10 protein-coding genes are annotated in these 12,458 nt (G+C 44.4%); 8 read left to right on the top strand and 2 right to left on the bottom strand.

The features are described from left to right. The first annotated feature begins 190 nt into the window (after positions 1 to 190). The 8 genes from I3255_RS07105 (at position 191) to I3255_RS07070 (ending at position 10,554) form a co-directional block, all read left to right on the top strand. On the top strand, positions 191 to 1,717 hold the full coding sequence (locus I3255_RS07105) for an aldehyde dehydrogenase family protein (RefSeq protein WP_238038193.1): 1,527 nt from the start codon (positions 191 to 193) through the stop codon (positions 1,715 to 1,717). A gap of 198 nt (positions 1,718 to 1,915) precedes the next feature. Further along, on the top strand, positions 1,916 to 2,257 hold the full coding sequence (locus I3255_RS07100) for a DUF779 domain-containing protein (RefSeq protein ID WP_238038192.1): 342 nt from the start codon (positions 1,916 to 1,918) through the stop codon (positions 2,255 to 2,257). A gap of 176 nt (positions 2,258 to 2,433) precedes the next feature. Then, on the top strand, positions 2,434 to 4,077 hold the full coding sequence (locus I3255_RS07095) for a GMC family oxidoreductase N-terminal domain-containing protein (RefSeq protein WP_238038191.1): 1,644 nt from the start codon (positions 2,434 to 2,436) through the stop codon (positions 4,075 to 4,077). A gap of 487 nt (positions 4,078 to 4,564) precedes the next feature. After that, positions 4,565 to 6,205 carry an ABC transporter substrate-binding protein gene (locus I3255_RS07090; protein WP_238038190.1) on the top strand — a complete coding sequence of 547 codons (1,641 nt, stop codon included), beginning with the start codon at positions 4,565 to 4,567 and terminating at the stop codon, positions 6,203 to 6,205. 241 nt (positions 6,206 to 6,446) lie between these two features. Next, positions 6,447 to 7,463, top strand: coding sequence for an ABC transporter permease subunit (locus I3255_RS07085; protein WP_238038189.1), 1,017 nt, complete (start codon positions 6,447 to 6,449; stop codon positions 7,461 to 7,463). Positions 7,464 to 7,596: 133 nt separating this feature from the next. Beyond that, positions 7,597 to 8,511, top strand: coding sequence for an ABC transporter permease subunit (locus tag I3255_RS07080; protein ID WP_238038188.1), 915 nt, complete (start codon positions 7,597 to 7,599; stop codon positions 8,509 to 8,511). A gap of 1 nt (position 8,512) precedes the next feature. Beyond that, positions 8,513 to 9,586, top strand: a complete 1,074-nt coding sequence (locus I3255_RS07075) for an ABC transporter ATP-binding protein (RefSeq protein WP_238038187.1) — start codon at positions 8,513 to 8,515, stop codon at positions 9,584 to 9,586. Next, complete coding sequence (locus I3255_RS07070; protein WP_238038186.1) at positions 9,583 to 10,554, top strand: peptide ABC transporter ATP-binding protein; 972 nt, start codon at positions 9,583 to 9,585, stop codon at positions 10,552 to 10,554. Before I3255_RS07075 ends, I3255_RS07070 begins: the two co-directional genes overlap by 4 nt. A gap of 12 nt (positions 10,555 to 10,566) precedes the next feature. Here the strand turns inward: I3255_RS07070 and I3255_RS07065 are convergent, their stop codons facing one another. Beyond that, positions 10,567 to 11,562 carry an NERD domain-containing protein gene (locus I3255_RS07065; protein ID WP_238038185.1) on the bottom strand — a complete coding sequence of 332 codons (996 nt, stop codon included), beginning with the start codon at positions 11,560 to 11,562 and terminating at the stop codon, positions 10,567 to 10,569. Between the two features lie 40 nt (positions 11,563 to 11,602). Further along, positions 11,603 to 12,352 carry a DUF3239 domain-containing protein gene (locus I3255_RS07060; protein ID WP_238038184.1) on the bottom strand — a complete coding sequence of 250 codons (750 nt, stop codon included), beginning with the start codon at positions 12,350 to 12,352 and terminating at the stop codon, positions 11,603 to 11,605. Positions 12,353 to 12,458 lie beyond the last annotated feature (106 nt).

Raw genomic sequence — 12,458 nt, 5'->3', positions numbered from 1 at the left:
TGACCCACACTATATAACTTAAAGTTATGTGATACAAAATATATCATTATAAAAAATCATTATCGTTCTGCCTAAAAGCTCAGTACGATAGAGGAATAATTGGTTCAGGAAGACCAAGGATTCATTTTTAAATGGCTGTCTATAAATAGTCATATTTTAAATAATCATCATACACAACAAGGAGTGGTTAATGTTATACGCTTATCCCAATACTGAAAACAGTCCCGTCCAATTCCGCGAAAAATACGATAATTTTATTAATGGTGAGTGGACTCCTCCTGTCGATGGCGAGTACTTTGACAACCCAAGCCCCATCGATGGCAAGATTATTTGCCAAGTTGCCCGTTCAAAAGAAGCCGATATCGAAAAAGCCCTAGATGCCGCCCATGCTGCTAAGGACGCTTGGGGCAAAACCAGCGTCGCTGAACGTGCTAACTTGTTATTAAAAATCGCAGATAGCATGGAAGCTAACCTAGAAGCCATCGCCATTGCTGAATGCTATGAAAACGGTAAGCCTGTGCGCGAAACCTTGATGGCAGATATTCCACTCGCTATCGATCAATTCCGTTATTTTGCCAGTGCCATTCGTGCGCAGGAAGGCGGCATTAGCCAAATCGATGAAGACACGGTTGCTTATCATTTTCATGAGCCGCTCGGCGTCGTGGGTCAGATTATCCCATGGAACTTTCCTATCCTAATGGCGGTATGGAAGATTGCCCCTGCACTAGCCGCGGGTAACTGTATCGTCATGAAACCTGCTGAGCAAACCCCAGCTTCCGTTCTATATATGTTAGAGACCATCGGTATTGCTGATATCTTGCCTAAAGGCGTGCTAAACATCGTCAATGGCTTTGGGGTCGAAGCAGGTAAACCACTCGCCTCAAACCCTCGTATCAATAAAGTCGCCTTCACTGGTGAGACCACGACTGGTCGCCTCATCATGCAGTATGCGAGCGAAAACATCATTCCAGTGACGCTAGAGCTTGGCGGCAAAAGCCCCAACATCTTCTTTGCCGATGTTATGGACGAAGACGATGATTTCTTGGACAAAGCGGTCGAAGGTCTAGTCATGTTCGCGCTCAACCAAGGCGAAGTCTGTACCTGTCCATCACGGGCACTGGTACATGAGAGCATCTATGATGAATTTATCAAACGCTGTATCGCTCGTGTCGAAGCCATCAAAATGGGCAATCCATTAGACACGGATACCATGATTGGTGCGCAAGCCAGCTCAGATCAGCTAGAGAAAATTCTATCTTATCTTGATATCGGTAAAAAAGAAGGCGCAAAAGTCCTAGTCGGTGGCGAGCAAGCCAAACATGACGGCGACCTAGCAGATGGCTACTACGTTAAGCCAACTATCTTTGAAGGTACCAATGATATGCGCGTGTTCCAAGAAGAAATCTTTGGACCTGTGCTCGCGGTTACTACTTTTAAAGACGACGATGAAGCCATGCAGATCGCCAATGATACTTTGTATGGTCTAGGCGCTGGTGTATGGACCCGTAGTGTACACAAGGCGTATCGTTTCGGACGTGGTATCCAAGCAGGCCGCGTATGGACCAACTGCTATCATATTTATCCATCACATGCAGCGTTCGGTGGCTACAAGCAATCAGGTATTGGACGCGAAAACCATCTGATGATGCTCGATCATTACCAACAAACCAAAAACATGCTGGTTTCATACAATCCTAAAAAAATGGGGTTCTTCTAATATAAACTGCGAGAAGATGACAGTAGATAGAAAACAAATGCAATCTATCGCAGGATAGGTTGCATTTTTGCTTTAAAGCCTATTAGAAATAGTTCGAGCTACAGCTCGAAGTTTAGTCACTATATGGTTTTTAATCATCGTATGGTTTTTAGCGATAGTTTTTAACTATTGCGAATGTAAATAGTTAAGGAGTTGATGATGAAAATTATGGCAACAGAGTCTTGCAAGGCACTCATTGAACTATTGCAATCAAAGCATGGCGATTTGATGTTTCATCAATCAGGCGGCTGCTGTGATGGCAGCTCGCCCATGTGCTATCCATTAGGGGAGTTCAAAGTGGGTGGTCAGGATGTGCTGGTTGGTGATCTTGCTGGCTGTCCATTTTATATGGGGCGCGCACAATACAATCTATGGCAGCATACCGATTTGACCATTGATGTCGTCAAAGGACGCGGTGCTAGCTTTTCACTAGAGATACCTGAAGGCAAACGTTTTATCGTTCGCTCAGAGGTCTGCTCGGTATCAGATGATATATCATAAATTCCAATCGATAAGCTGAGTATCAACATACCAGCGTACTTTCCTATACTCGTATAAACCTGTACTTATATAAATAGATACCACCGAGTCATTTATATTTTATTATTTCTACAAAATAATGGATATGGTAAAGCTTAAACTATTTTGATTAGCATGGACGCTATAAGGAATATGACATGGAATCTGACACACTATTTGATTACGTCATCGTCGGCGGTGGGTCTGCAGGTTGTGTATTGGCGAGCCGCCTCACCGAGAACCCAAACATCAGCGTTTGCCTATTAGAATACGGCGGCGATGGTAAGGATCTTGCGATACGCGTGCCTGCTGGACTGATTCTGTTAGTTCCTGGCAAGCCGCTCAAATTGAATAACTGGTGCTTTCATACTACCCCTCAGACGCATCTCAATAATCGTCGCGGTTTTCAGCCACGCGGGCAATGCTTGGGTGGCTCATCGGCAATCAATGCCATGGTGTATACGCGGGGCAGTAAGCTAGATTATGAGCGCTGGGTGGAACAAGGCTGCACCGGCTGGGGATTTGATGATGTGCTGCCTTACTTTATCAAAGCTGAAAACAATATTCACGGTAGTGATGCCTTGCATGGTGATAGTGGACCGCTGCATGTTAGCGACTTACTGAGTCCGCGAGACATCTCAAAAGCCTTTGTAGAAGCTGCCGTCGCCAATGGTCTCGACCATAACACCGATTTTAATAGCGAAAAACAAGACGGTGCAGGGTTATATCAAGTTACCCATTTTCATGGTGAAAAACAAGGCCAACGCTGCTCTGCTGCTGCGGCTTACTTGCACCCTGTGCAAAACCGTCCGAACCTCACCGTGATTACCCATGCGCAAGCCAACCGCGTCATTATCGAAGACCATCAAGCCACTGGTGTCATCTACGAAAAAGATGGTGTGAAGCATACCGTTCAGGCGCGTCATGAAGTCCTCTTATCAGGTGGTGCGTTTGGCTCGCCCAAAGTCCTGATGCTGTCTGGTATCGGACCGGCTGAGCATCTAAAGTCGCATGGCATTGATGTCGTGGTAGACGCACCTGACGTCGGTGGCAATCTACAAGATCATTTGGATGTCGTTTTTGATTACGAGGTCAATACCACTGATGTCATCGGCATCGGTCTGGCAGCCATGGCGACATTACCCAAGAGCATTCGGCAGTGGAGAAAAGACGGTACAGGGATACTATCTACCAATTATGCAGAAGCGGGTGCCTTCTTTAGTGTGGGCGACGCGCCAAAAGAGTGGCCAAATACCCAGTTGCATTTCGTCATCTCGCGCGTGATAGAGCATGGTCGCGATTTGAGACGTGGCTATGCCATTTCTTGCCACAGCTGCTACCTGCGTCCTGAGAGCCGCGGCACCGTGAGACTAGGCTCAGCTGATCCTTCTGACGCCGTACTGATTGATCCCAACTACCTCTCACATCCAAAAGACGTCGAGCATATGGTGGCAGGTGCCGAGCGTACTCGCGCTATTATGCAAGAGTCCGCACTCGCCAAGTACATCACCGAAGACTACCCCGCCCCTTATATCGAAAAAGACGGCATGCTCGGTTATATCCGCAATAAGTCAGACACTATTTATCACCCCGTGGGCACTTGCCGTATGGGTGCGGATGATAAGTCAGTGGTTGATTTAGAATTAAAAGTACGCGGTGTGAGTGGGTTACGGGTTATTGACGCTTCAATCATACCGACACTCATTAGTGCCAATACCAATGCGCCAACCATCATGATTGCTGAAAAAATAGCAGATCTTATTAAGGCAAAACACAGTGATGCTGAGGTAGTCACTACGTAGATTATGTATCCTCTCAATATCTCATAACCTCAATTTCTCATAAATTGACATACACAAAATGTAACCAATTTATTTCTGATTGTTTTTATTGAGTAAAATTATAATTAAGGATTAATACATTATTGCGTCTCATTCCTATTGGTATCACAGGGATAGAATGAAACAATGGTTGATATTATTGATCAAAATAATATCAAAACGAGCAGAAACCCATGTTTTTTATAAAAATTAGTTCAAATATTTCTTGCATTACGGCTATTTATGAGAGTATATTCGAACAACTATTCATATCGTTATGTTTTTAACTACATCAATTAAAGTTATATCAACTTTAATTTTGTATTTTTTTGTAAAAATATATCGTTAGAATAAATACTCAAAGTCAGTTTAGTGCTTGCTCATTATATTTCTCGCACATTGTATTCATGGTCGAATACAAACTAGGTAAATATATGAGTGACTACCTATCATTACATGGGACGTAATAATGCAAAAATCACTCTTTAAACTTACGATGTTGGCCACGCTTATCTTGGGTGTAAGCGCCTGTAGCGGCGACAACAAAACCACTGATGAATCTGCTGTCAGCTCAGATGCCAAAGCTGCCAAGACCTTGCTTTATTGTTCAGAAGGTAGCCCTGCTGGTTTCGATCCAGCACAGTACACCGCAGGTACAGATTTTGATGCGAGCGCCTACCCTATTTATAACGGTTTGGTACAATTTAAAAGAGACGGTACTGAGATTCAGCCAGGACTGGCTGAAAGCTGGGATATTAGCGAAGATGGCAAGACTTACACCTTTAATCTACGTAAAGGTGTCAAGTTCGGTAAAACCGATTATTTCACGCCAAGCCGTGACTTTAACGCAGACGACCTTATTTTTACCCTAGAACGTCTTACCAACCCAGACTATGAATTCAACAAAGCCTATCCCGCTGAGTTCCCGTATTCAGTTGGCATGGGACTGCCTGATATTATTTCTAACATTGAAAAAGTTGACGATTACACGGTAAAAGTTACTCTAAGCGAGACCAACGCACCATTTTTACAGAACTTAGCGATGCCGTTTGCTTATATCAATTCTGCTGAATATGCAGACAAATTGATGGCTTCTGGTAATGCCGCTGACCTTAATACCAAACCAGTTGGTACTGGTCCTTTCGTCTTCACTTCTTATCAAAAAGACGCGCAAATTCGTTATACCAAAAACCCAGACTATTGGGACAAAGATAACATCTACATCGATAACCTCGTATTTGTTATCACCAAGGATTCAGCGGTTCGTGCGCAAAAAGTTCAAGCGGGTGAATGTCATGTATCGGCATATCCAAAACCTGCCGAAATTGAATCGGTCAAAAAATCTGGTAAAGCCACCGTTCTTGATCAACCAGGTTTTAACGTCGGCTATGTAGGCTACAACGTCGAAAAACCGAAGCTTAGTGATCTTAAAGTCCGTCAAGCGTTAGATATGGCGATTAATAAAGACGCGATTATCAATGCCGTCTATCAAAGCGAAGGTCTTAAAGCAACCAACCCAATGCCTCCAACGCAGTGGGGGTATGATAAATCGCTTAAAGATGCGCCTTATGATGTCGAAAAAGCAAAAGCGCTGATTAAAGAAGCAGGTGCTGATAACATGAGCATCGACCTGTGGTATATGCCTGTCCAACGTCCGTACAACCCCAATGCCAAGCTAATGGCTGAAATGCTGCAAGCCGATTGGGCGAAGATTGGCGTTAATACCAAACTGGTAACCTATGAGTGGGGCGAGTATTTAAAACGCGCTGCCAAAGGTGAGCCTGATGTGATCTTGGCAGGTTGGACTGGCGACAATGGTGATCCAGATAACTGGCTAGGTTCATTATTGTCTTGCGACGCTGTCGGTGGTAACAACTACTCACGCTGGTGTAATAAAGACTTTGATAATTTAGTCATGAAGGCGCGTCAGGTGACCAATCAAGATGAGCGTGTGGATGACTACATACAAGCTCAGCAAATATTCAAAGAGCAACTGCCTTGGACGACAATGGCGCATTCGGTAGTCACCGTATTCACTGCACCAAACGTTGTGGATTTCAAAATCAGTCCACTTGGTGCTGTACGCTTCGATGGCGTGAAGGTCGAATAGCCTTAGCTAATTAAGTCCGGTACGACATGCACTATTATTTAATTTGTATTCGGCTGGCTCAGAATCTCTGTTCCAGCCGTATTTATATGCGTTAAATACTTTTCATTTAAGTGCTCATTATTTAAGTATTTGTCATTTAATTGCCTTTCACTCAAGTGCCTTATGACTTAAATGCATGGTCACGGACGACTTCATTCATCGCTACCACTCCACTCATTGAATCACAACTACTGAGCAGCCCATGCTACTTTATATTCTGCGCCGTATTGCCATTCTCATTCCTGTCTATCTTGGCCTCACGCTATCGACCTTTACGTTGATTCGTCTCGTACCGGGCGATGCTGTCGAGATCATGATGGGTGAGCGTATGGTCGATCCAGAGCTACATGCCCGCGCCTTAGAAAGACTCGGATTAGATAAACCACTCGTTGTCCAATATTGGGACTATTTGACGGGTATATTGACCGGTAATTTTGGTCAATCTTTTCGTACTCGTTCTCCCGTATTACAAGACTTTTTTGCTCACTTCGTACCAACCTTAGAGTTGGCGTTGTGCGCGATTGTCATTGCTAGTGTCATTGGTGTGAGCTTAGGTATTTTTGCCGCCTTACGCCGTGGTACTTGGATTGACTATACCCTGATGTCAGGAGCGCTGGCAGGATACTCAATGCCGATCTATCTATTGGGACCTATCCTAACTGGTATATTCGCTCACTATCTTGGCCTTTTACCCGTTGCTGGGGTAATTTCTGTCGCACAGTTCTTAGATGTCCAGCCACTATACGGTTCATGGTTACTCGGCTCTCTCACATCAGGAGAACCGGGCGCATTCTGGAATGTGGTCAAACACTTTATCTTGCCTTCAATTGCCTTATCGACTATCCCACTCGCCATGATCGCGCGGATGACACGCTCTGCGATGCTGGAAGTGTTGGATGAAGACTATGTGCGTACTGCCAGAGCCAAAGGCTTATCGCCACGCCGCGTGATAATGATACACGTGATGCGTAATGCGTTGATTACCGTGGTCACTGTGGTTGGCTTGCAAATGGCGACGCTGCTTGCGGGCGCGATTATCACTGAAACTATCTTTAGCTGGCCAGGTGTTGGTAATTGGCTCCTCGATGGCTTTTTCACTCGTGATTACCCCATTGTGCAAAACGGTATTTTACTAGTCGCCACTGCCTTGATTTTGGTCAGTTTATTTATTGATATTTTGTATGGTCTGATCAATCCACGTATTCGACATACCTCTTAATGTCACATTGATAAATACTCATATTATAAATAGTGAGGATTGGCGCTGAAGTGATATTTTAGCAATGCTTAGTACTTTTTTAGGAACAAAATTCTAAAAACTGTCACTGCGCTAGCCACTATAGGAACTGCTCATGAAGCCTTCTGTTCTCCCCTCTGATGTCAAACTCATGGCCGCCACACCACCATCATCTTGGCAGCTATTTTTATCGACATTTTGTCGCAATAAAGGCGCAGTACTTGGTTTTATTGTATTGGCATTGATGGTCATCATTGCCATACTCGCGCCCACTATTGCACCCCACGACCCTTATGAATTGTTTACCGGCCAAGAGCAGTTGCCGCCAGCCTTTTTGAGTGGCGGCGATGCGATGTTTTGGTTGGGTACTGATGATGCTGGACGAGATACCTTGTCTCGGGTGATGTATGGCGCGCGTTATTCTTTATTTATCGGTCTGAGCGCAACCACCCTCGCGATGCTAGTCGGTATTTCATTAGGACTTAGTGCCGCATTTTGGCCCAAGGTTTGGGGCAAAGCGGTCATGCTGGTCAATGATATTTTGATGTCATACCCCAGCTTACTACTAGCGATTATCATTGCCGCTATCTTAGGGCCATCTATGACCAATACGATTATTACCATCGCTTTGGTCTGTACGCCGCCTTTTATTCGTCTGACTCGCGCCACCGCGATGGTCGAATTACAACGTGAATACTTTATCGCCTCGCAAGTGATGGGTGCTGGCGTACTGCGTTTATTATTTATTACCATTTTGCCTAACTGTATGGCACCGCTTATCGTACAGGCGACGATGATTTTCTCGTCTGCTATTTTAGAAGCAGGTGCGATTGGTTTCTTAGGCTTTGGTGTACAGCCACCTGATGCTGAATGGGGCGCGATGCTCGGTACGGCTCGTCAATATATCCAAAGTAACGTTTGGCTCGCTATTTGGCCAGGTGTCGCTATCTTCTTGGCTGCATTGTCGATTAACTTGACGGGTGATGGCCTGCGTGACGCGCTCGATCCCAAATTAAAGCAGGTGACCTAAGATGACTGATACCTTAATTAAAACGCCTACCACTCATACTTCTATGAATGGCGCATCAACAAAAGACGCGCCGTTGCTGTTGGATATCGAAAATCTGTCGGTTACTTTTGGTCAAGGAAAGCGTGCCTTTCGCGCTGTAGATGATGTATCTTTAAAAATCACACAAGGTGAAGTCATCGCCGTCGTGGGTGAATCCGGCTCAGGTAAGTCGGTCACTATGATGGCGCTGATGGGGCTACTGCCGCCGTCTGCCACCGTCCGTGCCAAGCGAGTGATGTTTGATAATAAAGACATGATCAGTATGCCTGCCAAAGAAAAACGCGGCATCATTGGCAAAGACATCTCTATGATCTTTCAAAACGCGATGTCTTGTCTCAATCCAAGCTTTACCGTTGAGATGCAGTTGGGCGAAGTACTGCGCAAGCATCTTGGTTTACGCGGTGCAGCAGTACAGGCACGTATATTAGAGCTGTTAGAGTTGGTCGAAATGCCTGACGCCAAAAACCGACTCAAGGTCTATCCGCATCAACTCTCAGGCGGTATGAGCCAGCGCGTTATGATTGCGATGGCGCTTGCTTGCGAGCCAAAACTGCTCATCGCCGATGAACCGACTACTGCACTTGATGTCACCGTACAAGCGCAGATTATGGATTTGCTCGGTCGATTGCAACGTGAAAAACAGATGGCAATGGTACTGATCACCCATGATTTGGGCCTCGTTGCACAAAACTCGCGTGATGTCGCGGTCATGTATGCTGGGCAAGTGGTTGAAACCAGTACCGTTCCAGAGATTTTCCAACATCCTGCACACCCTTATACAGAGGCGCTATTACAAGCCATTCCTGAGTTGGCTATTGGTCAAGATCGATTGAACAGCTTACCCGGTGTCGTACCAAGCCAATATGATCGCCCAAGCGGTTGCTTATTGTCTCCCCGTTGCCCGTACAAAGAGCCAACGTGTGATGTACCACCGCCTATTTTGGATACACCGAATGGTAAGGTACGCTGTATTCATGCTGATCCCTCTTCTCGCACCCCTATCTCTCACGCTGCTATTTTGGAGTCACAAGTATGAGTAATAAAGTGGTTTTAAAAGCAGACAATCTACACAAGCATTACCCAGTATCACAAGGACTGGGTAAACCAAAAGCGTATGTCAAAGCCCTAAACGGTATCTCATTCGAGCTTGAAGCTGGGAAGACGCTCGCAGTCGTTGGTGAGTCAGGCTGCGGCAAATCTACCCTTGCCCGCCAGTTGACGCTGATCGAAGCGCCTACGCAAGGCGAGCTGTTTATCAATGATGAAGGCACCACCGGCTATAGCAGAAAGGCGCTCAAAGACTTACGTACCGAAATTCAAATGGTCTTCCAAAACCCTTATGGTAGCTTAAACCCGCGTCATACTATCGCCTATCAACTGACGGAGCCGTTGGATATTCATACCAATCTGTCTAAAGAAGAAAAGCGTGACAAAATCAACGAGATGATGAGAAATGTTGGCCTACGTCCTGAACATGCTGGTCGTTTTCCACATATGTTTTCGGGTGGTCAGCGCCAGCGGATTGCCCTCGCCCGCGCGATGATGCTCAATCCAAAAATTGTCGTCGCTGATGAGCCGACCTCCGCGCTCGACGTATCTATTCAGGCGCAGGTCTTAAATCTGTTTATGGATTTGCAAGATGAATATCGTACTGCCTACGTTTTTATCTCACACAACTTATCAGTCGTACGTCATGTCGCTGATGATGTGATGGTGATGTATTTGGGTCAAGCGGTCGAGCACGGGCCGAAAGAAGCCATTTATAATGCGCCAAAGCATCCTTATACCATCGCATTACTGGCGGCTGCACCCACAGTAAATGGCCAAAAGAAAGATTTGACGCTACAAGGTGAGCTACCAAGCCCGCTTAATCCGCCAAGCGGCTGTGCTCTACATAAACGCTGCCCATATGCGACCTCGCAGTGCAGCGAAATCGAGCCACAACTGCGCGAATGGGACGGTCGATTGGTGGCTTGTCTGCGTTTGGAAGAGATATATGGTTAAGGTGACTAACGGCTAAGTAATATTCACCACACCTCGGCACTTAGGAAACTGCGCGCACCCATAAAAGGATTGTCCTTGGCGTGCGCCTTTTTTTGCGATGCGTTCAACCATCTCGCCGTTACATCTTGGGCAGATTGGCGCTTGATCGATATTAGCGTCATGGTCTGTCGCTTTAAGTATCGCAGGCTCATCCACCTGTGGCTCAAATTCTACAACCTCAAACGGCGTCATAAACACTTTATTGGCCATATCATGCGACATACTGTTATGCGGTGTGATTGTCTGCTGAGTATTTAAACTATCAATCGGTAACTCGCTAGATTCAATCTCAGTTTGACCAGACCATCCATGTACTTCCCTACTTTTTAGAGGAGTTCTTTTTACAGTTTCTTTAACTATTGGTTCAAGTGTAGGATTATCAGTATTCTTGCTTGGGTTACTATGCTTATCTTTTAGATAGGCTTTGTGCTGCCGATTGGTACGCCATGATTTGCTAAACCTATTGCTATTAATCTGCTCAACGATGGATGTAACCTCGTCTTCGGTGAGTAGCTTATCTTTTTTCTTCTTAACATAAGAGACCATACCACTCGTCAATACATGCTCGGGTAGCTCATCACGGGTTTTCAACTCGCACTCACCAATGAACGCAATCATCGAATGAAAATAGCTCAGCTCCAAGCCTAATAAATCTGCCAGCGTCTTAATGTGCAAGTAGTTTTGGCGCAATGGATTTTGGAATTTGAATTTACTTCCATTAGGAAAGGCTTGCGTCCACTGTCTTTGATTCTCGCTACCGTATATCCAGCCTTTATAGTTTTTGGTCTCAATCACGAAAATACCGTAAACAGAGACAATAATATGATCGATTTGCGTACTGCCACCATTAGCTAATGGCAAGGTAATACCGTTTAATCTATGGTAAACATCTTTTTCAAGCTTAAGCCACATGGCAACATTGATGACGGTTTCACCTAGGAAACCTTTAAAACTGGATTTTAGGGACATTGTAGATTTCTCGAGAAATAACTCATTAGGTTGATACCCGTTAAATGAAAATCTTTAGCCCATATAAAATAGCTATAAATACCATTACGCTAATTACAATCTTCATTAGATTAATTCGTCCACTTCCTCCTTCAAGTTCAATACTACTCAAAATACTTAGAGAGTCATTCAATTGCTCATTCCAATTACTCTGTTCTTTATCAACATGATATAAACCTGGCTTATATGGCTTCTCTAATTCTAATAAATATTTTTCCAACTCCTCCCACTGTTCGTTCGAATAACTTTGCATAGCTAACTTTATTATCTTTGCATCATTAGTTGCGTAGGATAAAGGAATAGGGTTGAAGTCTAGCCAATGTGCTAAATCGTCATTAGTTGAGGCAGTATAGAGCGCAACTGTTGGTACTCTATCGCCAACAGACACATTTTCTAATGAAGTACATTTCATTATTTTGACTACTGGGAAATGACCGTAACCTTTAGTTAAATTTGTATTAACTGCAATGAGAGTAGGATAAGTATCTACAACAATACCTCCATTTGAATCTCCACTTAGAAAATGCTCCTTTTTATTTACCCAGTAATAAAGGTTCATCACTACTGCAATAACAGTAACTAAGAAATACATAACATCGATGACCATCGTAGCTAATAATGAGCAAATTAGAAATAGTGTCAATAAGCTTACGAACATTTTATTATGACAAAACCATACCCATTTATTTAGCTCTGTATTACCGGGATTTGAAGCAATGCTATTGTCATCGACTGTATAATTATTGCTCATTTAATATCTCGCTCATCAAACTTGGTGTGCAACTAAAAAGAACTATTAGACTACTCTAACGGCTCTCTCATAAACTAAAAATTTAGTTTATGCTTAAATTACAGTA

Origin of the sequence: Psychrobacter sp. Ps6, assembly GCF_022129235.1 — a bacterium.
Classification (GTDB): domain Bacteria; phylum Pseudomonadota; class Gammaproteobacteria; order Pseudomonadales; family Moraxellaceae; genus Psychrobacter.
Note: the sequence above shows the minus strand (reverse complement) of the source record. Positions and strands in the feature narration are given on the sequence as shown.

Coding starts and splice junctions, on each gene's coding strand:
- I3255_RS07105 (WP_238038193.1), top strand. CDS start 191: ATGTTATACGCTTATCCCAATACTGAAAACAGTCCCGTCCAATTCCGC.
- I3255_RS07100 (WP_238038192.1), top strand. CDS start 1,916: ATGAAAATTATGGCAACAGAGTCTTGCAAGGCACTCATTGAACTATTG.
- I3255_RS07095 (WP_238038191.1), top strand. CDS start 2,434: ATGGAATCTGACACACTATTTGATTACGTCATCGTCGGCGGTGGGTCT.
- I3255_RS07090 (WP_238038190.1), top strand. CDS start 4,565: ATGCAAAAATCACTCTTTAAACTTACGATGTTGGCCACGCTTATCTTG.
- I3255_RS07085 (WP_238038189.1), top strand. CDS start 6,447: ATGCTACTTTATATTCTGCGCCGTATTGCCATTCTCATTCCTGTCTAT.
- I3255_RS07080 (WP_238038188.1), top strand. CDS start 7,597: ATGAAGCCTTCTGTTCTCCCCTCTGATGTCAAACTCATGGCCGCCACA.
- I3255_RS07075 (WP_238038187.1), top strand. CDS start 8,513: ATGACTGATACCTTAATTAAAACGCCTACCACTCATACTTCTATGAAT.
- I3255_RS07070 (WP_238038186.1), top strand. CDS start 9,583: ATGAGTAATAAAGTGGTTTTAAAAGCAGACAATCTACACAAGCATTAC.
- I3255_RS07065 (WP_238038185.1), bottom strand. CDS start 11,562: ATGTCCCTAAAATCCAGTTTTAAAGGTTTCCTAGGTGAAACCGTCATC.
- I3255_RS07060 (WP_238038184.1), bottom strand. CDS start 12,352: ATGAGCAATAATTATACAGTCGATGACAATAGCATTGCTTCAAATCCC.